Origin of the sequence: Sulfidibacter corallicola, assembly GCF_017498545.1 — a bacterium.
Lineage (GTDB): Bacteria > Acidobacteriota > Holophagae > Acanthopleuribacterales > Acanthopleuribacteraceae > Sulfidibacter > Sulfidibacter corallicola.
Map to the genome: position 1 here is coordinate 9372537 of NZ_CP071793.1, position 25043 is coordinate 9397579.

The 25043-nt window shown below is 60.4% G+C and carries 18 protein-coding genes; 9 read left to right on the forward strand and 9 right to left on the reverse strand.

From position 1 onward, the window contains the following. Positions 1 to 279: 279 nt before the first annotated feature. A complete protein-coding gene (locus J3U87_RS28215; protein ID WP_237379132.1) occupies positions 280 to 1647 on the forward strand; it encodes a hypothetical protein in 1368 nt (455 codons plus the stop codon). A 501-nt stretch (positions 1648 to 2148) separates the two neighbouring features. Continuing rightward, positions 2149 to 3789, forward strand: coding sequence for an EAL domain-containing protein (locus tag J3U87_RS28220; RefSeq protein WP_237379133.1), 1641 nt, complete (start codon positions 2149 to 2151; stop codon positions 3787 to 3789). A 282-nt stretch (positions 3790 to 4071) separates the two neighbouring features. On the opposite strand, the gene J3U87_RS28225 is transcribed toward J3U87_RS28220, so the two are convergent. Beyond that, the gene (locus tag J3U87_RS28225) at positions 4072 to 4566 is read right to left on the reverse strand and encodes a YybH family protein (RefSeq protein WP_237379134.1); all 495 of its coding nucleotides are present in this window, start codon (positions 4564 to 4566) and stop codon (positions 4072 to 4074) included. 205 nt (positions 4567 to 4771) lie between these two features. Continuing rightward, positions 4772 to 5584 (reverse strand): RNA polymerase sigma factor, encoded by an 813-nt coding sequence (locus J3U87_RS28230; RefSeq protein WP_237379135.1) that lies wholly within the window; start codon positions 5582 to 5584, stop codon positions 4772 to 4774. Positions 5585 to 5790: 206 nt separating this feature from the next. On the opposite strand from J3U87_RS28230, the gene tauA reads away from it, so the two are divergent. From tauA to J3U87_RS28245, 3 genes are read left to right on the forward strand one after another with little or no spacing between them, the layout of a single operon-like run. Next, positions 5791 to 6843 carry a taurine ABC transporter substrate-binding protein gene (tauA, locus tag J3U87_RS28235; RefSeq protein ID WP_237379136.1) on the forward strand — a complete coding sequence of 351 codons (1053 nt, stop codon included), beginning with the start codon at positions 5791 to 5793 and terminating at the stop codon, positions 6841 to 6843. Then, the gene (locus J3U87_RS28240; protein WP_237379137.1) at positions 6840 to 7631 is read left to right on the forward strand and encodes a taurine ABC transporter ATP-binding protein; all 792 of its coding nucleotides are present in this window, start codon (positions 6840 to 6842) and stop codon (positions 7629 to 7631) included. Before tauA ends, J3U87_RS28240 begins: the two co-directional genes overlap by 4 nt. After that, positions 7628 to 8437, forward strand: a complete 810-nt coding sequence (locus J3U87_RS28245) for an ABC transporter permease subunit (RefSeq protein ID WP_237379138.1) — start codon at positions 7628 to 7630, stop codon at positions 8435 to 8437. Before J3U87_RS28240 ends, J3U87_RS28245 begins: the two co-directional genes overlap by 4 nt. Before the next feature lie 87 nt (positions 8438 to 8524). Here the strand turns inward: J3U87_RS28245 and J3U87_RS28250 are convergent, their stop codons facing one another. The 3 genes from J3U87_RS28250 to J3U87_RS28260 all read right to left on the reverse strand — a co-directional run bounded on the left by J3U87_RS28250 (position 8525) and on the right by J3U87_RS28260 (position 10612). Beyond that, the gene (locus J3U87_RS28250; RefSeq protein WP_237379139.1) at positions 8525 to 9544 is read right to left on the reverse strand and encodes a bifunctional helix-turn-helix transcriptional regulator/GNAT family N-acetyltransferase; all 1020 of its coding nucleotides are present in this window, start codon (positions 9542 to 9544) and stop codon (positions 8525 to 8527) included. Between the two features lie 237 nt (positions 9545 to 9781). Continuing rightward, complete coding sequence (locus tag J3U87_RS28255; RefSeq protein WP_237379140.1) at positions 9782 to 10189, reverse strand: VOC family protein; 408 nt, start codon at positions 10187 to 10189, stop codon at positions 9782 to 9784. Between the two features lie 72 nt (positions 10190 to 10261). Continuing rightward, the gene (locus tag J3U87_RS28260; protein WP_237379141.1) at positions 10262 to 10612 is read right to left on the reverse strand and encodes a VOC family protein; all 351 of its coding nucleotides are present in this window, start codon (positions 10610 to 10612) and stop codon (positions 10262 to 10264) included. 285 nt (positions 10613 to 10897) lie between these two features. Between J3U87_RS28260 and J3U87_RS28265 the strand changes: the two genes are divergently transcribed. Beyond that, complete coding sequence (locus J3U87_RS28265) at positions 10898 to 11764, forward strand: SPFH domain-containing protein (RefSeq protein ID WP_237379142.1); 867 nt, start codon at positions 10898 to 10900, stop codon at positions 11762 to 11764. Positions 11765 to 13161: 1397 nt separating this feature from the next. On the opposite strand, the gene J3U87_RS28270 is transcribed toward J3U87_RS28265, so the two are convergent. Beyond that, on the reverse strand, positions 13162 to 14019 hold the full coding sequence (locus tag J3U87_RS28270; RefSeq protein WP_237379143.1) for a hypothetical protein: 858 nt from the start codon (positions 14017 to 14019) through the stop codon (positions 13162 to 13164). Between the two features lie 201 nt (positions 14020 to 14220). Between J3U87_RS28270 and J3U87_RS28275 the strand changes: the two genes are divergently transcribed. From J3U87_RS28275 to J3U87_RS28285, 3 genes are all read left to right on the forward strand, one after another. Beyond that, positions 14221 to 16347: a winged helix-turn-helix domain-containing protein gene (locus J3U87_RS28275; protein ID WP_237379144.1), complete on the forward strand. Its 2127-nt coding sequence runs from the start codon at positions 14221 to 14223 to the stop codon at positions 16345 to 16347. A gap of 1586 nt (positions 16348 to 17933) precedes the next feature. Continuing rightward, positions 17934 to 18287 (forward strand): DUF4212 domain-containing protein, encoded by a 354-nt coding sequence (locus J3U87_RS28280; protein ID WP_237379145.1) that lies wholly within the window; start codon positions 17934 to 17936, stop codon positions 18285 to 18287. Positions 18288 to 18291: 4 nt separating this feature from the next. After that, entirely contained in the window at positions 18292 to 20145 is a 1854-nt protein-coding gene (locus J3U87_RS28285) for a sodium:solute symporter family protein (protein ID WP_237379146.1), read from the forward strand. 1488 nt (positions 20146 to 21633) lie between these two features. Here the strand turns inward: J3U87_RS28285 and J3U87_RS28290 are convergent. The 3 genes from J3U87_RS28290 to J3U87_RS28300 all read right to left on the reverse strand — a co-directional run bounded on the left by J3U87_RS28290 (position 21634) and on the right by J3U87_RS28300 (position 25033). Continuing rightward, on the reverse strand, positions 21634 to 22071 hold the full coding sequence (locus tag J3U87_RS28290; protein ID WP_237379147.1) for a tetratricopeptide repeat protein: 438 nt from the start codon (positions 22069 to 22071) through the stop codon (positions 21634 to 21636). Between the two features lie 144 nt (positions 22072 to 22215). Further along, positions 22216 to 23988, reverse strand: coding sequence for a PAAR-like domain-containing protein (locus J3U87_RS28295; RefSeq protein WP_237379148.1), 1773 nt, complete (start codon positions 23986 to 23988; stop codon positions 22216 to 22218). Beyond that, on the reverse strand, positions 23981 to 25033 hold the full coding sequence (locus J3U87_RS28300) for a DUF2169 family type VI secretion system accessory protein (protein ID WP_237379149.1): 1053 nt from the start codon (positions 25031 to 25033) through the stop codon (positions 23981 to 23983). Before J3U87_RS28300 ends, J3U87_RS28295 begins: the two co-directional genes overlap by 8 nt. Between the last annotated feature and the right edge of the window lie 10 nt (positions 25034 to 25043).

Sequence of the window (25043 nt, forward strand, 5' to 3'; positions counted from 1 at the left end):
GAAGGATGATCGCAACCCGGTTGATTTGTCGGATGGGCACGGTATCGGGCTTCAGCCCTCGGCAAGAACATTTTTTTGCAGGCATTGAACTGAAGCCGGTTATCTCGCGACCGAAACCGGATTTGCCGAGAGCGCATGACAGGGACTCCAGAATTTCATTTCGGGTTCCCAGGCCAGCCCCTGGACGCCATGAGCACCATACGCGTGGTACGCTTCGTTTCCAGGAACCGCGTCCTCGTCCGGCACGTTCCCCATACATCGCACAAGGGCGGCACACCCATGAGAACATCCATCGCGACAACGACGTTCCTACTCTCCTTCCTTTTCGCCAACTCTCACCTCCAAGCACAGGTTCGAGCCCACGAGCCGGTGATCCTGACGGGGGAACGACTGCCCGATTGGACCGGGGTCCCCGTGGCCGAAATGTTCCTCTTGGCCTTCGTCGATGGGGAATGGCACCAGGTGGGCTTTCAGGTGGACGAGAGAGATCCGGACGGCTCCTACACCAACCCGGACGACGGGGCCTGGGACGCCAACGACGAACTGGTATTCCAACCGCAGGACGGCGGCCAACCGGTCATGATTTCCACCTGGCTCTCCGACCCGGATTCGTCCGGCTTCCCCCGGCAGAGAATCGACGTGGCGGACCCGGTGACCGAAAGCACCACCACGTTCTACCTCTACCGTTCCTCCTCCCTCCTCCACGACGACGTACCCGGGCACATGACCTACGACGCGGATGCGGACCTGATTCAATCGCAAGCCTACCGGGCCGGGTTCGACGACTCCCTGCTCATGATCGACGAGCTGCGACTGGGTGCACCCGACGCCGAACCGGACGACATCCTGGACCGCGAGAAGATTCGCATCCAGGGTCAGATTCTGGCGTTTCCGTTTACCCTGACCGAAGAAGATCTCGCACCGCAACAACTGCACACCATCGCAGGCAAGGTCCGCGTGATTCGCATCGTGGAGCGCGAGGTCAGTATTTTGACCACCACCATTCCGTACACCGAAACCAAGTATTTCTATCGATCGTTCTTCGGCGCGCCACCGGCCAGTTTGACCGTGGACGCCTCGATGGGCGTCACGGGGTTTCGGCTCTCCTACGACCTGACCGCCGCCGCAGCGGATGCCTCTTTCGACAACCCCAACAATACCGCGATTCCGGTCGACGGCATGGATGACAGCGGCGTGGACACGACCCTTTCGACCGAGCAGCAGACGAACTACTGGGCCTCGGTGACCAGCCTCGACTGGTCGCTGATCACGACCGCGCGCTTCTCGGGCATCGCCGAGACGGCCACGCTGTACTACCACGACCGCACCGACGGCAGCACCGCCGACGGCACGGTCGACACCGGCGACCAGGAATCGTACGGCGACAACGGGGTACGGCTCGAAAACCCGCTGGGCGGCGAAGCGGAGTTGATTAGTTGGTTCTACGTGGCCGAACCCGGCGCGCTGGACGGGCCCACCGCCTCCTCCTACATGCAAAACCCCTTGACCGTCGAGAACACGAGCGAGGAAGCCGCAGCCGGACTCGGCGAACTGGTGGCGTTGTGGCTGGAAGATCACCCGGACACGGGCCTACCGGTTTCGGTTCTGGATATGGTCGACCTGGTGTCCGGGCTCCCCGGTGGTTGAGTTCTCGGAGTTGCGGAGGATACGGCCCTTCTGCTTTTTTTCACCACGGAGTCCACGGAGAACACAAAGAGAGAAATCCGGCTTATGGCGAACACCGGCCCTTCATCCCGACCATTCTTTCTACCCGAAAAATAGTTCTCTGAATAGCAAACCCGAACCGATGTCGCCCCTAATCCATTCGAAACCAGTGCGTTACTACACAGCATGCCTCTTTCTCATGAGAGCCGAACGGGGCGAGCCTCCAATTTCGATAAATCCGGTTTCATCTCCAGGTCTTCCGCGGCCTCCATGGTAAAATAAACCTATTCCCCCAAATAATCCTGCGAGGATAGGCTCCCCCTCTCAGCAAATACAGAATTAAGGTGTCATCCTTTTTTTACCGATCAGCCCGACGAAAAGCCACCGCCTTGATTCTCGCTGACTTCTCGTTTAAAGCTCTCTCCAAACTACCAACAAGTCGGAACCACTGATCCGATGCCGGCACATCGAAGGGACCTACCGATGGATCGATCCTTTTTATTCGAGCGGATCCAACTTTCTTCCGAGGAACTGGCACAAGCCCTTGCTTCGCGTCCAGGCTTGATCCTCTCGGGTTCGGAAAAGCTGATCTTCGCCCTGCATCAACTGGGCGCCGTCATTCGCGAGGCCGGCAAGCCGCCATTGGCGAACGTCCTCGAAGAACCCCGCGAAATGCTCGAGTACTTGGTGCAGGTTCGACGAGCCCTGGCTTCGGTGAAACGCGCGGCCCTGACCTTCGAAGAACCCTGCCACGCCCATCTCCCCACCGAGCGGGTTCTGATCCTGATCAACGGCTTTGGCCAGCTCCTGACCACGTTGGAGCGGCAGCTTCAGGGCACGTCGCCGATCGGCCGTGAATCGACCGATCACCTGAGTCACCATATCGGCGACGCCCAACAATTGCGGCAGGACCTCAGTAAACGAGAAGGCCAAGAGACCTCGTTGGTTCGCTTCACCTTCAACGGGTTGGCGCAGATCAACGAGCGCGACGGGCGAGAGGCCGGCAACGAGATTCTGCAGAACATCGCCGAGATCATTCGCACGACCGGTTTGGGTGAGGGCCAAACCTACAAGGACGGTCCCGGTTTTTCGGTGATCGGTGACTGGAGCCAAGCGGCGCAGGCGGAGAATTTCAGTGGCAAGGTCATGGAGCAGGTTCACAAGCTTCCCAAAGCCAACCGGCTCGATGCGGTCATCGGTGTGGTCCTCAACGAAACGGAAAAGGTGTTGCAACGCGCCCAAATCGCCGTCGAGCAGAGCAGAAAAGGCAAACCGGCCATTTTTCAGCCCGAGATGGAAACCGAAAAGGAACGGGAGAACCAGGAATACCAGACGGCCCTGGACATCCTGGAGCACAAACGGTTTTTTCCCGTGTACCAGGAAATCTTCAACAAGTCCAAGGGCCTGTTTCGCAAGTCCCGACGCAAGTTCGAGGTCCTGTGGCGGTCGGAAGGGCTGAGTCCGATTCGCTTCTTTCGGGCCATGAAGGAAGAGCGCCGCATTCACGAGGTGACCGAAGCCTTCCTGCCGATGGTCTTCAAGGAAATTCGCCGCCTCGATGTGGATATCGCCATCAATTTCACTACCGAGGAACTGGGCCAAACCATCCGGGGAAGATCCTATTTCGACTTTTTCGAGGACCTGATCGACCAATACGGAGTGTCCAGCACCAGCCTCATCATCGAACTGGTGGAGTGGGGCGAGGAAGACGAACTCTCGCCGGAAAGCATGAGCACCCTGAAGAAAATGGTCAAGGCCGGGTGCCGGCTGGCCCTCGACGACTATGGCGTCCGCAGCTCCAACCTGGTTCGCCTGATGCAGTTATGCGAACACGGGATCATTCCGGATTACTTCAAGGTCGACGCGGCCCTGGTCAAAGGGCTGAACAAGCTGTTGATCGACGGCGAGCGGGGTGAAAAGCACCGCTTCAGCGTGATCGGCATCAAATCGATCGTCGACCTGGTCAGGGAACTGCGTCAGGAGACCGACAAACCCATCGACCTGGTGGCGGAGTTCGTAGACAACCCGACCCTTCTCAAGGCATTGGACAAATTGGGCATCACCCAGTTCCAGGGTTTCTATTTGGCCAAACCCAAACCGGCGGCGGAGGCCTTCGGTAACTAGTGTCCACCCGGAAAGGGAAAGATCGGGACGTCCAACCTGGGTTGGTTGGATGTGCAATGGCTGAAGAGAAGTCCCATTCGCCGGTACCGAACGATGGCCCGTGAAAAAAGGCGCGGGAAGTCCTACATCCCACGCCGTATTCGCGGCTGGAATCGATCGAAAAGGTCGTCTAACGGATGGAAGGATTCGATTGCCGAATTCCGACGTCACATGTGGGCGTCGGGTATTTCATCGAGAACAATCCATCTCCAAGTCGACCGGATGCCGTGGTTCGAGGAGGAGTCAGTGCCGAAGCGCCGGCACCTGGGTATTGCCGTAGGGATTGTCGATTGCGAGGAGCCACTTCCCGTCGGGTTGGCGCCGCAGTACGGCGACGGACAGGCCGCTTTGGTTGATTTCGGTCCCATCGGGCGCCCGACCGGTCATGCGCCAGGGGGCGATGTGCACGGCCGAATCTCCGGTGACGTAAACCTGGTGCCACGCGTAACTGAATTCGGGATTCACAGCGAAAAAGCCCTGGAAACCCTCGCGGATGGACTCGGCGTCGCCGGTCGGTTTCCCCGGTTCGAACACGACGATCGCCTCCGGGGTATAGCTGGCCATGACCCCTTCGATGTCCTTGGCGTGAAATGCGGCCGTCATACCGAGCACGGCCTTCATGACGTTCTGTTCTTCGAGCTTCATTGGATCTCCTTTTTTCGAGTGGTGGGCGATCGCGTGAACCATGACGGCCACGGCGATCGCGACAAGACACGAGAGGGTCTTGGTCATCTTCATGGGTACTTCCTCGGGGCGCGCATTCGGACGCCAAGCCGGCAGCGCGTCTCGCGCCTGGCTAGGACCCGCCCTCGTACGGACGAAATCCTACAGCCGAGACCTTTCGGCTTGACGGGCGCCGATGTCGCAGGTTGGTCACCAGCCTGAAACGGGGCTGCACCGGTACGCGACCTTCGGCCGACACGTGTTTCCGGCTGGTTGGTGGTTACGGTTGGATCGTGACGATGTCGTGGATGAGCTTCCCAAAATCGCGGGGGCTGTCGAAGTGCCGGGTCGCCCGCTGCAAGGCCAGAGTTTTCAGATCTTTCTCCAATTTCCGGGTCTTGTCCAAAACATCCTCGTAGGCCGGCGTATCTCCACCGGAAAACAGGATCCGCCCCTTTGCGACACGGTGGTGCGCCATGGCGGCAGGCAGTCTTCGCGGGCAGGAACAGGCCGCGCTTTCGTTGGCGATGCCGCAAGCCCGGGTCGTGAAACGCTCTACCTGCTCGCGGGCCCGCGACAACCGCTTGCGAAAATTGGCTTTGGTGATGCCGAGGATTTCCGCGGCCTCGTCGTGGGAACATTCGAGGATGAATCCCAACAGGTAGGCGGCCCGGTGCTTGAGATCGAGGCACAACAGCAACGCCATGGTGCACGACACGCGCAGCTCGTTGAGCAGCACCCGATCCTCCTGAACGGCCCGTGCAGGCTCCACCAAGCCGCGCTCCAGATCTTCCTCGAACATTTGAAAGGTCAACCCGGGATCGCGGGCCTGAACCTTCCGCGCACCGAGCAGGTAATTCAGTGCCACGCGGTGAAGCCAGGTTTTGAACGCGCTTTTCCCCGCAAAGGTCGAAAGCTTGGTCACCACCAGGATCAGGATTTCCTGGGTCGCGTCCAACGCATCCTCCGGATTGACCAGCATGCGCATGGCGAGATGGTGGATGTCGTGCTGAATGCAGCCGACCAGATCCTCCAGCGCGTCCTTGTCGCCCGACTGGGCCAGCCCGACCAATGAATCCAAGTCCGGTTCCATTTGGGATCTCCTCGTTCGTCGTTCTGAAAGGGTTAGATAGCCAACATCGATCAGGTGTGACACAATTTATTTTTTTAATCGATCGAAAGCGCCATCCCGGAAATCGAAACGCCACCCTTTCGCCGTCGAACACCGTCCGGCACAGGGTTTCGGTAGCACGGGATCCTAAAATCCGTTAATAATTTGTCATTCATTTGGAGATCACCATGAAGATTGTATCCCTATCCAGCCTCCTGCTCGCATTGTCGTTCGCGATCCTCCTGCCAAGCTGCACCCAAAGCGAAAAGCCCTCGTCCGCCCCTTCCGTCGAAAAACAGGAGCCGGTCACCATCGGTTACCAAGGCATGCTCAACCCCTGGAAAGTGGGCATTCAGTCGGGTGCCTTCGAAAAGGCCACCGGCCGTACCATCCAGTGGCGCAAATTCAACTCCGGCTCGGAAGTCATCGCGGCGATGGCCTCGGGTGACGTGCAGATCGCCGTCGCGGGATCGAGCCCCATCGCCACCGCCATGAGTCGCGGGGTGGACGTTTCCCTGTTCTGGATTCTCGAAGCGATTCGCGACAATGAAGCCCTCGTGGCGCGCGAAGGCAGCGGCATCGAAACGATCGAGGATCTGAAGGGCAAAACCGTGGGCGTGCCTTTCGCCTCCACGACCCACTACCACATGTTGGTGGCGTTGGAGCACTACGGCATTGACGCCAAAGAGGTCAAACTCCTCAATCTTCAGCCAGATGCGGTGATGGCCGCATGGAGTCAAGGCCAGATCGACGCATCCTTCGTCTGGAGCCCGATCCTCAACGAAATCACCAAGACCGGCAAGGTCCTGTTGACCTCCGGCGAATTGGCCGACCTGGGCAAACCCACCTTCGACGGCATGATCGTCCTCAACTCGTTTGCCGCCAACCAGGCCGATTTCATGAACAGTTTTGTCGGCGTCATCGCCAAGATGGACGAGGACTACCGTCAGAACAAAGCCTCATGGACCCCCGAAACCGCACAAATCAAGGCCATTGCGGAATTGACCGGGGCCAAGCCCGAGGATGTGCCGACCGTGCTCGCCCAGTACCACTTCCCTTCTCCGGAGGAACAGTGCAGCGCGGCCTGGCTGGACGGGGGTGCCGCCAAGGCGCTGTACGACACGGCGCTTTTTCTCCGCAACCAGAAAAAGATCAACCAGGTTCACGACGCCTACGGTCCCTTCGTCACCAAGCGGTTCGCCGAAACGCTGATCGGCGATCCGGCCGCGGAGCCTCGATGAGCGTCATCGAATTTCGCAATGTCTCGGTGGTGTTCCCCGCCTCCCGCAAAACGCCGGAGGTGACGGCGCTCCAGTCCATCGAGCTGGCTCTGGAGCCCTCCGATTTCGTGGTCGTGATCGGCCGCTCCGGCTGTGGCAAAACCACCCTTCTCAATTTGCTGGCCGGCTTCATGTCGCCGACCTCCGGATCCGTCCTGATGGATGGTTCGCCCGTCGAGGGTCCGGGCGTCGACCGGGGCGTGGTGTTTCAAAAGAACGCCCTCATGCCCTGGTTGGACGTGTTCCACAACGTCGCCTTGGGATTGAAATTCCAGAAGGTGCCGTCCGCGCAACGCGCACAACGGGTACGTCAGTGCCTGGATTGGGTGGGCTTGGCGGCATTTGCCGATCACCGCGTCTACGAGCTTTCGGGCGGGATGCGGCAACGGGTGGGGATTGCCCGCGCGCTCGCGGCGGACCCCAAGATCCTGCTGATGGACGAGCCGTTGGGTGCCCTCGACGCCCTCACCCGCGAGTCGGTGCAGGAGCTGATCCTGGACCTCTGGCGGAAATCGGGCAAGTTGGTCCTGTTCATTACCCACAGCATCGAGGAAGCCCTGTTCATGGGCACCAAGCTGGTGGTCATGACGCCCCGACCCGGGCGGATCCACAAGATCTACGACCTGGATTTCTGCCATCGGTTCTTGAAGGAGCGCGACTCCCGCGCCATCAAATCGGACCCGGCATTCATCGCCATGCGTGAAGAAGTTTTGGAAATCATTCACCCCAAACAAGAGGCGCTGTCATGAACGGTCAACCGGTCAAGGATCCGCTGAATCGGCATTTCGCGCCGAGAACCACGATCGCGATCAGCTTGATCACCACGTTGTCATTGTTGGCGCTTTGGTGGCTGGCCACGACCCAGGGCTGGGTGAAGCCGTTGTTTTTGCCGTCACCGAATCAGGTTCTCGGCAAAACGGGAGATCTGATCACCGAGGGCTTTGCCGATTCCACCCTGTGGCAGCACACCTGGGCGAGCCTGTTCCGGGTGTTCAGCGCCTTCGCGTTGGCCTGCCTGACCGCGGTGCCGATCGGCATCCTGATGGGCATTCACGACCTGGCCAAGGGCGTTCTCGACCCGGTCATCGAATTCTACCGACCACTGCCGCCCTTGGCATACCTCCCGTTGATCATCATCTGGCTGGGCATCGGCGAAACGGCGAAAATCGTGTTGATTTTCCTGGCCGTGTTCGCGCCGATCTGCCTGAGCACGCGCGCGGGGGTTCGGGCCGTGGCTCGGGAGAAGATCCTGGCCGCCGCCACCCTGGGTGCGTCGAGGGTTCAGATCATCCGGTACATCGTACTGCCAGGCGCACTTCCCGAGATCTTGACCGGGATGCGGGTCGGCATCGGCTTCGGCTGGACGACCCTCGTGGCCGCCGAAATGGTCGCCGCCACGGCCGGCCTGGGCTTCATGGTCCTGAACGCGAAGGACTTCCTCGCAACCGATGTGGTCATCACGGGCATTTTCGTGATCGGCTTCATCGCCTATGGTTTCGATCTACTGATGCGCGGCCTGGAACGCTGGTTGGTACCCTGGAAGGGCCAGGACTGACATGGTGCGGGTCACCGCCGAAGCACGGCCTTCGTCGGGCCCCGCTACCTGTCCGATGATTCGCCGTGCTTGGCCGGGATGATCCCCTCAAAGCGTGCGGTACATGATGTGGTAGGACACCATTTCGCCGCTGGGCAACCGGAACCCGTCCGGAATGGTGCCGATGATCCGAAACCCCAGTGATCGCCACAGTTTCACCGCCGCAACGTTGCTGCTCAGTACCTTGTTGAACTGCATCGCGGAGAAGCCGAGTTCGGCGGCCAACCCCAGCGATGCCTCTCCCAACCTGCGCCCGATCCCCAAGCTTCGCATGTCCGCCCGAACCGCGTAACCGGCATTGGCGACATGGGATCCGGGGCCGGCATGGTTGGGTCGAATGAGACAGGTGGCCACCGCCTCGCCTTCGAGGGTCGCCACGAAACCCTGGCCAGGCGGTTTCGGGTTCCAGAACTGCCACAGCTCTTCGTCCGAGATGTTGGGGTCGAAGGCGTAGGTGTCCGCCGACCGCACGAGTTCGCGGGCAATGCGGACCACGGCCTTGCGGTCCTCCACGTCGATGTGCCGAATCTGGAGCGGCACGTCGGGACGGTCTTTCTCGCGAACTTCCGAAACCGCTTGCCGGGCGAGCCGATTGCGCACCCGCTGATCCAAGCCTTTACGGGCCAACTGGGTTTCGAGCCCCTGCACGGCGGCCATCAAGTCCCCGCCGCCGACTTCGATCATGTCGGCGAGTTCGTCGCGGAAGGCATCCCACAGGTCCCGGAACTCCGCGAGCCGCGCCCGCCCCTCCTCACTGAGTTGCAGCATGCGGCGGCGGCGATCGTGGGTCGCCGTGTTGGCCACGACGTAACCCGCCTTCTCGAGCTTTTGTGACGTGGACACGATGGAGGGATGACTCAAGCCCAGGTGGCTGGCGACCTGGGTGACCGTCAGCGGTTCGTGCTCGGCAAGTAACAGCAGGACGGCGTGCCAGTTGGGCTCCAGCACGAGGTTCAATGCACCGTAGAGGCGACGCGCGTCCTCGGTGAATCGGTCGGCCAAGCGCTTGAGCCGCAGGGTGAGGCCGAGCGGCCCCAGCGAAGAGAGAAAATCGTGGTGATCATCCATGAGAGATCCTCCGTAGACATTTACGTAGTTGACTACGTAAATAAGCATGCGTTTGGTTCGATCCCCTGTCAAGCGGAGATTTCCCGTTCCATCAGCAAGCCCATGCGGGCCGTGACGCGAATCGTGAAAACGGGCAGTCACCCTTGGCCGAGATGGTGCGCTACCGCTTCGGCGCCCGTCTTGCCAAAACAAAAAGGTCGAACCTCACCCTCTACCGGATGAACACCATGCCTCGTTTCAATCGGAGGCGCCGGGTTTGGGTTCCACCAGATCCCATTGGTTGCCGTAGAGATCTTTGAATACGGCGACCGTTCCGTAGGGCTGTTCCACCGGTTCGCGCGTGAACACCACCCCCTCTTCCCGGTAGCGGCGGTAATCGCGCCAAAAATCGTCGGTGAACAGGAAGAACCCCACGCGGCCACCGGTTTGGTTGCCGATGCGGGAAACCTGGTCCGTTCCCACCGCACGCGCCAACAGCAAACGCGACTCGGTCGCCCCTGGCGGCGTGACCACCACCCAGCGCTTCTGTTGCGCTTCGATCCACGTATCCTCGACCAGAGCGAACCCGAGCTTACCCACGAAGAAGGCGATCGCCTCGTCGTAATCCTCGACGACCAACGTGACCAGACTGATGTATTGCTTCACAACGACCTCTCTGCCGGCACCCGCCCGTGGCGGTACCGTCGAAAAAATGAAACGGAATCGGGAACCGACATCTCATTGCGGGTTCTGCGGCCGCTCGTGACGCGGCTGGTACACCCCCAGTCGGCCGCCACCGGGCAGCGTGAGATAGGTCAGGAGTCCCCAACCCTGGTCCTGCACGGGCTCACAGGCGATCTCCCGCTCCGCCAAACGCGCGACCACGGCCTCGATATCGTCACACATGAGAAACAGTTCGTGGGTATCGTTTTTTTCGGCGGGGTGTACGGCCACCTCGGAGGGCGGCAGTCCGAAGATCAGCCAACCGCCGCCTACGTCCACGTTGGGCAGCTCCAGAACATCTCGAAAAAAAGCGCGATCGGCTTCGGGGTTTTCACTGTACACGACCACATGTGTCCCAGAAATCATGACTCACTCCCATCATCGGAACTTGGTTTTTTAGAGGATCTCCCCTATCTTATGCCGACCGAAAGTTCAACCCAAACCAAAAATGGCCGGATCCCCTAAGGGCCCGCATTGGTCGCTCGCAGTCCGGCATTCGGGTAGCCCGCCACCGCGTGCGAACCATCCGAACCGGTGCCGAAAACCGGCCATGCGGCCCTTCTTTCCGAAAACCGACGCCGCATTTCATAGAGCATCTAATGCATCTCTACCATGTCCGAGGCGCTAACCTTTTCGATTAGGAGTTGTCACATGATTCACGAGATCCGTCTTGCCGCCTGGAAAGGGATTCCCCTTCTGGTTACCAACATTTTGTCGATGCTCGCCTTGGTCGGCGTGCTCATCTGGGGTGCCACCAACGAAGACACATTGGTCGTCGTTTTCGCCGTGTTGTCCATGCTGGTCGCCTTCTTCTGCCTGTTCGGGTACTTCATGGTCAACCCGAACGAGGCCAAGGTCCTCCAGTTGTTCGGCCGCTACGTGGGCACCGTGCGCGATCCCGGCCTGCGCTGGGCCAATCCGTTCTACAGCAAAAAGCCCATATCTTTGCGGGTCCGGAACTTCGACACCGAGACCATCAAGGTCAACGACAAATCGGGCAATCCCATCGAGATCGCCTCGGTGGTCGTGTGGAAGGTCGTCGATTCGGCGGAGGCCGTTTTCGAAGTGGACGACTTTGAAAACTACGTCCACGTCCAGTCGGAGGCGGCCCTGCGCAACCTGGCCACGAGCTACGATTACGACTGTCACGGCAGCGGCGGCCTGAGCCTTTCGGGCAGTACCGGCGAGGTCAGCGAACAACTGCAGGTGGAAGTACAGAAGCGCTTGAAAAAAGCCGGGGTCAAAGTGCTGGAAACCCGCATCAGCCATCTGGCCTATGCGCCGGAAATCGCGGCGGCCATGCTTCAGCGACAGCAGGCGAGCGCGGTGGTCGCGGCCCGATCGCAGATCGTCGAGGGCGCGGTGGGCATGGTGGAAATGGCACTTACGCGCTTGAAAAGGGACGAGCTCGTCTCGCTGAACGAGGAACGTCAAGCGGCCATGGTCAGCAACCTGATGGTGGTCCTGTGCGGCGATCGCGGTCCGCAGCCGATCCTGAATACGGGCGGCGTCCACTAAAACTGTCCACTAAAAGCTGTCCACTAAAAACACGAAAAAACACGAAAAGGATAACTCCAGCATTGCCTGCCCAGTGCGGCGATCGCTTCCTCGATGGGGTTCGGGAATCCGTTTTGTTCTTTCACAGTTGGTTACCTCGGAAACCTAGGTCATCACTCCCGAGTTCGCTGGGGTGGTTTTTCGGGGCCCTTCGTCAATTTCGTGGACAAAAGCGCGAAATGGATACCTCCTGCATGGCCTGCCCAGTGCGGCGATCGCTTCCTCGATGGGTTTTGGGAATCCGTTTTGTTCTTTCCCAGTTGGTTACCTCGGAAACCTAGATGATCACTCCCGGGTTCGCTGGGGTGGTTTTTCGGGGCCTTTCGGGAATTTCGTGGACAAAAACACGAAATGGATTACTCCAGCATTACCTGCCCAGTGCGGCGATCGCTTCCTCGATGGGATTCGGGAATCCGTTCTGTTCTTTCCCCGTTGGTTACCTCGGAAACCTAGGTCATCACTCCCGGGTTCGCTGGGGTGGTTTTTCGGGGCCTTTCGTGAATTTCGTGGACAAAAACACGAAATGGATACCTCCTGCATGGCCTGCCCAGTGCGGTGATCGCTTCCTCGATGGGTTTTGGGAATCCGTTCTGTTCTTTCCCTGGCGGTTACCTCGGAAACCTAGATAATCACTCCCGGGTTCGCTGGGGTGGTTTTTCGGGGCCTTTCGTGAATTTCGTGGACAAAAACACGAAATGGATACCTCCTGCATTACCTGCCCAGGGCGGCGATCGCTTCCTCGATGGGATTCGGCAATCCGTTCTGTTCTTTCCCAGTTGGTTACCTCGGAATCCTAGGTCATCACTCCCGGGTTCGCTGGGTGGTTTTTCGGGGCCCTTCGTCAATTTGGTGGACAAAAGCGCGAAATGGATACCTCCTGCATGCCGTGCCCAGTGCGGCGACCGCTTCCTCGATGGGTTTCGGGAATCCGTTCTGTTCTTTCCCAGTTGGTTACCTCGGATTCCTAGGTCATCACTCCCGAGTTAGCTGGGGTGGTTCTTCCGCGAAGGGCATTCTTGGTGAAATCAAATGAATTCCCATGTGGCAGCTCAGTGACCACCAAAGCCTAAAACCATCGCTTCAATACGTTTACAAACCCTGCATTGGACTTCGTTCACGTATGATTTTGACGCTCCAACCAGTGAGGATTCAGGTCCAGATGAGCACATGAGCTCCCGTGGGCAACCCACCTGTTGAGACATGTTTAGGGTTTCACATCTAGTTTCGCTTACACGTAATTTAAGCGACCCTCCTACGAACGAAGATCCAGGCCCACGAGAGTCACAGCGCTCCCGTGGGCTTTTCGTGTTTTTTCGTGTTTTTAGTGGACAGTTTTTGGTGGACGGATTTTGGCGGACTCACTTGGTAGGCATGGTCGGCATCGCCACTTTTTTCACCATCGAACCGTCCGCATTCATTTCGTAGACCTCCTCCGGCCCACCGCGATAAGAAGTGAACACCAGGCGATCCTGACTCAACCAAACCGGAAGGTGATCGATGCTGCGATTGTGGGTCAGCCGGATCGGCTTGCCGCCATCCACCTCGATCTTGAAGATTTCATAGGCGCCGTCGCGCTCGGCGTTGTAGGCCAGCCACTTTCCGTCGGGCGACCACCACAACCCGTAAATTCGCGAGGCATCCCGAGTCACCACCCCCAACGGCTTGCCGGTTGGATCCATCAAACGCAGTTCGTAGCCCGTACCTTCATTTTTCACGTAGGCGATTCGTTCACCGGCTGGATCGTAGATCGGCGAGCCGTGATACGTGGCCGAGCCGTGGGTCAGCCGTTTCACATTGCCGCCGTGCTCGTCCATGACGTAGATATGCCGGACGCCGTCGTGGTCCCGGCTGTGCAGGATGGACTTGCCGTCGGGCGAGAATTTGCCGCCAATGGCACCGTCGTTCGGTTTGGTCAGCGCCCTGCTCGTTTTTCGCGTCAGGTCGTACAGGTAAATCGCCTGCGGCACCGTTTCTCCCGCCATGATGTACAGGAATCGTTTGCCGTCCGGCGCCCAAAAGGCGTATCCGTCGAAGGAAGGCGATTCGGTAATGCGCGTGGGCTTCGGCGATCGTTGGTCCCACAGGAACAACTCCCAGTTGCCGACGCTGTCGGACATGAACGCGAGGTACTTGCCGTCGGGCGACCACATGGGTCGATGGAAATTGGGCGGGCCGGACTCGATGAGCAACAGGGTCGTAAGTAGCATCGGTAGCATGGGGGAAACCTCCTGGAACGTGTTGCGCCACCCTAACGGACTCCGTGGCAAAAGGTCCTCACGGCCCGCTGACCTTTTGCTGACCTTTTTATAACCTTTGATTCCTGGTGGTTGGCTGCGCAAAAAGGATGGGGCTCGGGACCGCAAACTGATAGATTGGGACAAGCCCTCAGCCGACGAAAACAGCCTCGGGAGATGTACATGGTGGCGCAGGACAAGAGTTTGCCGTTTCGACTGGGCCCCCTGACGGTGCGGCCCGACCTGAACCGGATCGAAGGGCCGACCGAAACGGTTCGGTTGGAGCCCCTGGTCATGCGGATTCTGGTCTATCTCGCGGAACACCAAGGGCGAACGGTTTCGCGAGAAGAACTGATCCGGGAGATTTGGGCCCAACAACACGTCTCGGATCACGCGCTCAATCGGGCCCTGTCGAAATTGCGAAAGGCCCTGGGCAACCATCCCACGGCACGCGGCATGATTGAAACCATTCCGAAAATCGGGTATCGGTTGACGGTTTCCCCCGAACCCCTGGCGACGCCGCCGCACGCGACGCCCATCGAAGATCACCCACCGCTCCCGACGGGCGGCGACCAAGCGCCCGCCGCGCCTTCGAAGGTGCCCGCCCTGATGGCCGGTCTCCTGCTGCTCGGGCTGACCACGGCGTGGCTCTCCTCGCGCCTGGAGTCACCTCCGATGCCATCGGACGAGGGGTCGCCGGGTTATCGCTTCCGACCCCTGACCAGCCTGCCAGGCTACGAAATGGAGCCTTCGTGGTCACCGGATGGGCGATCCTACGTGTTCAGCCATTTCCGGTACGAAGGATTCCGGGCCTACCAAACCGATCTTTATTCCGGTGAATTAGGTAGCAGTCCCAATATTTTACTCGAACTGCCAGGCGACGAGTTCGCGCCCCGGTGGTCGCCGGACGGTCGCCAATTGGCCTTTCTCTCCAAAGAGGCGGACGCCGTGACGGTGATGCTCCGCGACGAAGCCGGGCAACTGCACCGGCTGTACCGCTCCGCGAACCCCCAGGGCCAGTTGGACCTCGAATGGGCGGCGAATGGCGATGGTCTCTACCTGGCGGACCGGCCCTCGAAGATGGGCCCCCTGCGCATCGTGTGGCGATCCCTGGCCGACGATCGCTTCCAAATCCTCACGGATCCACCGGCCCAATACCTCGGGGACCGCCAACCCGCACGCTCGCCGGACGGTACGCGCCTGGCCTTCGTTCGTTTTCGCACCCAAGCCATCGGCGACATCCACGTGTTGGCGTTGGCATCGGGGAAAACGGTTCGACTCACCGCGGAGAACCACGACATCCAGGGCCTGATGTGGCTGGATGGGCGGACCCTGCTGTTCAGTTCCAATCGCGCGGGGAACTACTCGCTTTGGAAGCTGGATACGGCAACCCAAAGCCTGGCGTACGTGCCGACCCAGGGGCGAAACGCGACACGCCCAGCTCCGGCGGCGCGCCCTGGCGCGTTCGCCTACGAAGAATGGAAGAGCGAAATCAACGTACTGCGCCTGGCCGGCGGCACCCTCTCTCGACCGATCGTTTCGACCCACTGGGACTGGCAGGCCACCCCCAGTCCCGACGGCACGCGCTTGGCCTTTCTCTCGAACCGGAGCGGCTCCACCGAACTCTGGTTGGCTGACGGCGACGGCGCCGAACCCAGGCGGGTGAAGGGATTCGCCCAGCGGTTCTCGACGAGCATGAGCTGGTCTCCCGACGGACGTGATCTGGTGTTTGCCGTCCCACAGGACGGCCAATTCGACCTGTTCCGCTACCGAAGCGCTGCCGAACCGGCAGTCCAGCGGCTGACCCGCGACGCCACCGACGAACGGTTCCCCGTGTTCGGGCCCGAAGGTCGCTACATCTACTTCACCACCAACCGAAACGGCTCCTGGCAGCTCATGCGGATGCCCGCCATGGGCGGCACCGCGGAAGCGGTCACGCGCGATGGCGGGTTTATCGGGCGGTTCGGCGCGCGCGACTCCCGCCTGTACTTCAGCCGCCAGGGTGAGCCCGGCCTGTGGCGGTTGGACCTCGCGGCGAGCGAGGCACCCGAAAAGGTCGCCGAAGACTTTCCGGCAACGGCGGCCACGAACTGGTGCGTCACCGAGTCCGGCGTGGTCTACCTGAACGAAAAAGGCAACATGGAGACCGAGCTGGTCTATCTCGATCACGATGGGGCCACCCGGCGACGGGTGCCGCTAGAGATGGAAATCTATCCCCTCGGCGGACTCCACGTGGGCCTGGACGGCGACGTCTGGATGTCGGTCATCGACAAAAGCGACTCGGATCTATGGCTCGCCAACCCGGAGTGAGTCCACGAAAAGCACGAAAAAACACGAACACGAACGGTTTCCTTCCTCCGAATCTCGCGCTTCGACCTCGCCTGGATTATAGGTTCAAAGGGTAAAAACCCTCTATTTCAAGGGGCCAAGGTTAGATGCTCGAGTTTCGTCATCCTGGATTGGAACATTTCTTCCAGACTGGGAAGACCACTCAGACGAAGCCTTGGCGTGTTTTTCCGTGTTTTTAGTGGACCCAAGAAAACCACGAAAAGACACGACAAAGTATAGGCCCAACGGGGTCGGTTCCTCCCCGTGGTGGATCGGGCTCGACATTTTTTATTTGTCCACGGATCACACGGATGGACACGAATAAACAGGACCCATGAAGGGCAAACGACAGGTGTTTTGAGAAGAGCCCGAGCTGAACTTTAAAAAACAGACTCCTGACACCCATCGAATGAGCGTTCTGATTACCGAGCAGGCGATGTTGGGAGTTACCCTTTCGTGTGCTTTGGTGTTTTTGTCCACAAAAGGACACGAAACCCCCTCCTCGCCGGGTCGGCTCCGCTCCAATGCTCAGGCTCCACCGAAGGGTTCGAATCTTGTCCATGAATGGCACAGGTCGACACGAATCAGGCTTCCATCACCACGGCGTTTGGGGATGGGGCTTTGCCAGGTTTTTCGGCTTCCCGATCTCTTCTCTGCTCACTGGCGCCATCCCGATCCGGAGCGGCGGGCTTCCATTTCATGTCCTCTCGGGCCAAGGCATATTCACACCTTAATACCTAAAATTATCAAGGTTCACATCAAGTACCACCAAAAGCCCCTTGGTTTCGACATGTTTGGACCAACGCATATTCGTGTCATCCGTGTGATTCGTGGACGGTTCTTCCCTGGTCACCAGGAACGACCCGAAGGGCTTAGTGAGCGATGTCGGGAGTTTCCTTCCCGCGTTGGATCGCGATCTACATTTTTTGTTTGCCCACGAATCACACGGACTGACACGGATAAATGGGACCCAAGGACGTCACCCAGCAGGTACTCTGAGAGAAGTCTGAGCTTAAAATCAAAAGTATCAAGTGCTTATGCAGATTTAGTTGTCATTTTGAATCATCTGGGCTTGTGTTCCGTTCCGTGAAAAACAACACACTCGGCCTCGAAGGGAATGACTGTGTTTGTATTCGTGTGGATCTGTGTGGTCCGTGGACAAGTCATCACTTGCCGCGCGTGACGAGTCGGTAGGCAGGAATCAAACCCGTTGGCCCTTTGGGCAAGGTTCTTGTTATCAGATCTAACACACTGAAAAACAACAGAAAATTGTCCTGACACGCATCGAATAAGCGATTGCATCACTGGGCAGGCAATGCAGGAAGTATCCATTTCGTGTCCTTTCGTGTTTTTAGTGGACAAAAAAGGCAACCCGTTTTCGTGGACGATTTAGGGGGCGGTGATTGCGACCCCCGAGGATTGCCGCTATGATGATGCGATCCTCCATGAACCAAACTGGCTCGCCGGCTCCGCCCGCGTGCCGCGCATCTCCCCAGATCGACCTCGATCGGCCGATATCGCGGTTCCCGTTCAGGATGAACCGTCGCGCCGAGGAAGAGAGCCCCATCATGACGACGTCCGACCCCCGAGAAGATACCGGATCTTCTCCCGATGATGCCGCCGGCCCCGACCTTTCTTCGCCCCGTGTTCAAGCGCTGCTGGATCGCTACTGGCACCGCAATTTGCGCTGGATGGGCGTTTTGCTGTGCGTTTGGCTGGTGGTCGGCCTGGGCTGCGGCATCCTGTTCGCCGACGTGCTCAACCAATTTCGGCTCTTCGGGTACCCGTTGGGATTTTGGTTCGCCCAACAAGGGAGCATCATGACGTTCGTGGTGCTGATCCTCATCTATTGCCTGGTCATGAATCGGCTGGACGCCCAGCACCACCGCGATTTGCAGCGACTGAAGAAGGAATCTCGATAGCGTTATGGAAGTACAAGGCTGGACCTATACATTCGTGGGTATCACGTTCGCCCTCTATCTCTCGATCGCCTGGCTGAGCCGCGTCCGCGACACCAAGGGCTTCTACGTGGCCGGTCGCGGCGTGCCCGCCGCCGCCAACGGCATGGCCACGGCCTCCGATTGGATGAGCGCGGCCTCCTTCATCTCGATGGCCGGCCTGATCTCGACCATGGGCTACGCGGGCGGCATCTACCTGATGGGCTGGACCGGCGGATACGTGCTGCTGGCCCTGCTGCTCGCGCCCTATCTGCGCAAGTTCGGCCATTACACGGTGCCCGATTTCGTGGGTGACCGCTTCGATTCGCGGTTGGCGCGACTGGTCGCGGTCGTGTGCGCCATTTTCATCAGTTTCACCTACGTGGCCGGCCAAATGCGCGGCGTGGGCATCGTCTTCAGCCGCTTTCTGGAAGTGGATATCAATGTGGGCGTCATGATCGGCATGGCGATCGTGTTCATCTACGCCACACTCGGCGGCATGAAAGGCATCACCTGGACCCAGGTGGCACAGTACTGGGTCCTGATCACCGCCTTCCTGATTCCGGCGATCGCCATCAGCATCAAACTCACCGGACATGCCCTGCCCCAGGCCGGCCTCGGCGCGACGCTGAAACCGGAGCTGACAGGTGGCGAAACGGTCTACCTGCTGGACAAACTGAACCAGATTCAAACCGATCTGGGGTTTTCACCCTACACCGAGACCTTCGTGGGATCCTGGGACAAGATCAACGTCATGTTGGTCGCATTGGCCCTGATGCTCGGCACGGCGGGGCTGCCCCACGTCATCGTGCGTTTCTACACGGTGAAGTCGGTGAAAGACGCGCGCTGGAGCGCCTTCTGGGCCCTGTTCTTCATTTCGCTGCTCTACCTGACCGCGCCCGCCACCGCCGCGTTCGCGCGCTACTACATGATCGACAGCCTCAACGGCAAGACCGAGGCGGAAATGCCGGCCTGGTACGCCAACTGGGAGAAAACCGGCCTGATCATGTGGCTGGACGACGGCGACGGCAAGGCGCGTTACTCGGCGAACACCGACAACGAGATGTTTCGTGCAGGAAAATTGCCTGCGGCGGAATTGGCCGCCATTCGCGAAGATCACCGCGCCTGGCTGGCCTCTTCCGGCACCCAAGGCGCGGACGGCCGCGAACGCCTGCGAGCCAAGGGGCTATCGGGCCCCGATCGCGACATCATCGTGCTGGCCACGCCGGAAATGGCCGAGCTTTCGGCGTGGATCATCGCCCTGATCGCCGCGGGCGGCCTGGCTGCGGCGCTCTCCACTGCCAGCGGGCTGCTGCTGGTCATTTCCTCCAGCGTGGCCCACGATCTCTACTACCGGATCCTCAACCCGGAGGCGGACGAAAAGAAACGCCTGCTGGTGGGACGCGGCGTGATCGGTGTGGCGGTCGTCGTGGCCGGCTTGTTCGGAGTCTACCCGCCAGGCTTCGTCAGCCAGGTAGTCGCGTTCGCCTTTGGCTTGGCTGCGGCCAGTTTCTTCCCGGCGATCGTGCTCGGCATTTTCAGCAAACGGGTGGGTACGGTGCCGGCGGTGTGCGGCATGCTCAGCGGCATCGGCTTCACGGGTTTCTACATCCTGGGGGTAGTGTACTTCGGCATGGCTCCCTGGACCTTCGGCATCTTGGAACGCGGCATCAACCCGCAGGGTGTCGGGGTGCTGGGCATGCTGCTCAACCTGACCGTCACGCTGGCCTTGACGCCGTTGTGCCCAGCGCCCACGGCGCGCGTGGCGCGAATGGTGGACGCGGTGCGGGAACCGGAGGGCGTGGGCCCGGCCGTCGTCATCGAGACCGCGGCCGAGCATTAGAAGACAACTTACTTAAAAAACGCGAGAGGATCGGCGCTCATCAAGGGCCGGGAACCTCCCGAACAGATCGTGACTCTGGAGATATGATGCTTGGATAGGTTGAACAGGCTGGCTTACCGCCCCTACGCAACCTTTAGGTTTTAGGACGCTTATGCGCACACGGGCACTTCAAGCAGAGTTCCTTCGACGGGTTCCGGCCTTTCGGGTGCGAGATCCCGAACCCGGTCGAACCATCGAAGGACGTACCTCGGGAGTCCCCGCATCTCGAAAGGGAAATCGTGCCTGTAGGTGGAACAGCTTGTTCCACCAATCGAAGCGATGTCTGCTTCGACCTGCCACCAAGCCAAAGAGCGAAGCCGACACTCCCTGGCTGCACGCCATCGAAGCCCCAAAGTCCAAAGTCCCCGCATCGCGAGAGGGGCGTAAGGCTTGTAGGTTGGCCCGCCGGGCCGACGCTTCGAAGCGACTCTCACTCGGTGTTCCCGGATCAGGAGAGAGGCGTCGGGTTTGTAGGTGGAGCTGCCAGCTCCACCAATCGAAGCGACTCAAGCAACGACAATCAATTGAGCCAAAGAGCGAAGCCACCCACTCCCCCGAACCGGGCTATGCCGAGGTTTCGCCGCTCCCAATCACTTCCTCACGGCGTTTCCGGATTGCGCCGACTGGTTGTGCAAGCTGGCTTACCGCCCCTGCCACACCGGCCGTGATGAACCGATCCGGGCACCGTGAATCTCTCCCAAGGCGGAAAGTCTGGGCAAATGTGCTCCGATGAAGGGGCAATCCCGAGCGGCCGCGCTTCGCTCTTTCTGTGACGCGTCTGCTTTGGTTCCGTCACTTCGATTGGTGGAGCAAGCTGCTCCACCTACAGGCCTTACGCCCCTCTCCCGATGCGGGGGCTTTGGACTTTGCGGCTTTTGATTGGCGTCGCGAGGGAAATGATCGGCTTCGCTCTTTGGCTTGGTGACAGGTCGAAGCAGACGTCGCTTCGATTGGTGGAGCAAGCTGCTCCACCTACAGGCCTTACGCCCCTCTCCCGATGCGGGGGCTTTGGACTTTGCGGCTTTTGATTGGCGTCGCGAGGGAAATGATCGACTTCGCTCTTTGGCTTGGTGGCAGGTCGAAGCAGACGTTGCTTCGATTGGTGGAGCAAGCTGCTCCACCTACAGGCCTTACGCCCCTCTCCCGATGCGGGGGCTTTGGACTTTGCGGCTTTTTGATTGGCGTCGCGAGGGAAATGATCGGCTTCGCTCTTTGGCGCAATTGATTGCCGTTGCTTGGGTCGCTCCGAGGCGTCGGCCCAGCGGGCCAACCTACAGGCTTTACGGCTCTTTCTGCATCCGGGGACACCAGGGATTCCTCGCTTCGATGGGGTTGCAACCACCCAGCGAGATTCACGGTTCAGGTGGTCTCGTGGTCACGATTCGTTGGGGAGCGGCGCTCGGGACGCGACCGGCGGTTCCCGTGCCCGCCGCGTCCCCGGTCATCGCGTCACTCGGCGATCTTGATCTTGGTGCGCAGGAACGCCAGGTACTTGGGATCTTCGTCCTCGTCGCCCAGCAAGTCCATGCCGCTCCCCATGTAGGCCCGCGTCAACTCGTCGGCGGCGCGGTCCATGTTGCCCAACTCGAATTGCGTCTTGCCCAACAGGAAATGGAGAAACGGGTTCCCGATCGCGTCGGGACAGTGCATCGCCTGCTGCAACACCGTCAAGGCGTTCGGCCAATCCTCCATGAAGACGCGGGTCTCGCCCAGCGCAGTCAACACCCAGGTCGCCGTATCCCAGTCCGTCTTGGGCTCGGGAATCAGGTCGAAAGCCTTCTCGTACTGGTCGATGGCGTCCTCGTACTCCTCCAGTTCGACCAGACTGTCGCCGCGTTCGCAATAGGTTTTGATCTGTTCGTGGGTTTTGGGATCCAGTTCAGCCATCTCGGCACTTCCTTTGTGTTTTTTCGCGCGAATGATCCCAGGTCACTCGCGGAGGATGGAACCAGGGACGCGAAGCCGACGACGGATGTGGGTTCGTGGCCGAATCCATTCGCCGTGATGGCGGGCGAACGGTCCTCACTTCCGTCATCCGCCACCTCCGGAACCACTACCACTCGATCCACCGCCGCTGGAGCCGCCGCTCGTGGATCCGCCACCGCTGGAACCGCCGCCGGAGGAACCGCCGCTTGTGGAACCTCCACCGCTGGTGCCACCGCCACTGGGCGGCGCCGGGTCGCGGTACCGCTGGGTCTGACCCAGGGTCGCACCACGTGAACGGTTGATGCTGCTGGGCTCGAGCTCGTAGTTGTCCGGATCGAGCATGAAATCGCGCACCTCCTGCGACTTCGCACCGTACTGGTAACCTTCGGTATTCCAATACTCCACGGCATCCCGAAGGTGGCCCATGTCGGTTTCATCGATAGGATACCATTTGCCGTCCGGGCCGAGCACTTCTTTGGTTCCGTCCGGCAGTTCGCGCAGCTTCCCTTCGGCCGCCATGCGCTCCTGAACCTCGCGACCCGTGCGCGATTTTTTGCCAGGAGTGCGACCCATGTATTGCTCGCGCTTGCTCTTTTTCTTCTTTTTCTTCTTGGTGACGCGAACACCGTTTTCGGCGGCCGCCTCGCCGGCCTCCTGCGCGGTTTGCTCGCCGGCCTCTTGCGCCGCCCGCTCGGCCGCTTCCTCCGTAGCCTCTTCGGCGGTTTCCTGGGCCGCCTTCTCCGCCGCTTCCTGCGCCGCTTTCTCCGCTGCCTCCTGTGCCGCCTTTTCCGCTGCCTCCTGAGCAGCCTTCTCCGCTGCCTCCTGCGCCGCCTTTTCCGCTGCCTCCTGCGCCGCCTTTTCTGCTGCCTCCTGCGCAGCCCGTTCGGCTGCTTCCCGTGCGGCGCGTTCGGCCGCCTCCTGCGCCGCCCGTTCGGCAGCCTCGCGGGCCGCTCGTTCGGCGGCCTCGCGAGCGGCCTGTTCCGCCGCTTCCTGGGCGATGTTGCTGCCCATGCTGCCAGGATTGAGGCCGGCCACGAAGTCCACACCCGTGCCGACCCACCCGGCGGTGCCCTCACTGGCACCGGCCGCTTCGGCGAGCGCCGTGGCGCCCTGCTCGGTGAAGGTGGATTGGAACTCGCCGGTCCAGATCTGGTTCAGACCGGCCCAGGTCGTGTCGGCGCCGTGGGCCACCGCCACCGCCCCCAACCCGGTGGTGACCGGCTCCGGCGCCACCACGCCGATCGCGCCGAGCACCATTTCGCCGATGCCGCCCCCCGTCTGGAGCACGCCCAGACCGCGCTCCACCAGCTTGTACTCGCTGTTCAACTCCTTGGTGAACTCCCAGGCCTCGCCGGCCGCTTCCTTGGTGGCGTTCCAGGCGCGTTCGTACCAGGGCAGCTCCTCGGGTTCCACTTCCATGGTCGGATTGGTTTCGCCGGAAAAGGAACCGTCGTCGTTGATGACGGTCATTTGCGAGACCTTCATGTACACGACACGGCCTTGGGTGTTGCCGGCCCCCTCCCGCCCGTCGCAGTTCATCTCCATCAAGCTGTCGTTGTAGACGACCCAGGCCTTGTTGACCCGCACCGTGGTGGAGTGGGTCACCGCCTTGACGTACCCCACGTTGCAGGTACTGACGAGGCCGCCGTCCTTGCCCGGCTCGTCGCCGGTCACCTCGGTGATGCGGCTGTCGACGGTGAACACCTGCATCCGGGTGAAGCGCACGTTGTTGGAGACCTCTTCGACCTTCTCGAAGGTCGCGATGATCTGGTACGGCACCGGTACTTTCTTGTCGCCGATCGGCGTCAAACAGACATCGGGGGTTTGGCAAACGACTTTGGCCTCTTCGGTTTGGCGGGTGCCTTCATTTTCAGCCACGGCTCCCCCCTTTCCCGTCCACCGCCGAGGTATCGAGCCGGGCCTCGAGCCGCCGAATCGGTTTGCGAATGTCGATGGTGGCCCGCCAGGTGAGATAGGCCCGAATCCGATTCGGATCGGGGTCGGCCACGTCGAGGGCCAGCGTGTCCAGATAGGCCGGCGCGAGATTGAAGCTGCCGTCCCCGTAGCGAATCAGGACCAGCGCCTTGTATTCGGGAATGCCGAACCGCAGGAGTTCGCGCTCAGGGCGAAGTCCGCGCAATTCGACGGCCTCCCCGCCGACCAGGTATCCGGAATAGATCAGGTCGGGATGGGCGCTGTTGTAGAAGCGGTAATCGAAATCGGCGGGAAGTTCCGGCCAGACGTCGTCGACCCACTTCTGGTCGTAGGTTCCCGCAAATCCGCGCCGAGGCAGCCAGGCGCGGGCGATCGGCGAAAAGCCCTCCGGTCGGTAGTTGCGTCCGCGAAGCGATATTTTCTTGTCGGCGGCCTCGATGCAAGGGGCCTCGAACGACTTGATCGGGTTGAGGGTCTGCGTAACCGTCTGGTAGCCGACCCCCACCGGATTGTGCTCGTAGACCTTGCCTTTGCCGGATTTGCCCGGCCCCCCTCCGAACGCCAGTTCGTAGCGAATCGGCACTTCGGTCACCGGCTTGGGAATCGAGAGTTGCCACAGGCCCAGGCTCGAAAAGAAACGACGCGGCCCCGTGACGTAGAGGTCCTTTCGCAGCGTGCCCACGCGGGCGCTGACGGGCCAGGTCCGGCGAGCCTTGCCACCCGGAGCACGGGCGATCGCGTTGAGGTGAATGTCGGTCGCCGGCTTGAACGGCGCCAGATCGGCTTCGAACACCAGGCTCGACTGGGTGGGATCGCCGTGGAAGACGTCCTCGGTGCGCACCGGCTCCTGGTCCGGAATCGGTCGCAGGTAGGCTTCGTGATCGATGGCGAAGGTACCGCGTAGGACCAGAACGCCGTGATCGACGCGATGCTTGTCGCGGCTCTTGAAAAAGAGCGGCGGAAATGGGGTGTAGTTGATCAGTTCCATGACCCGTTCC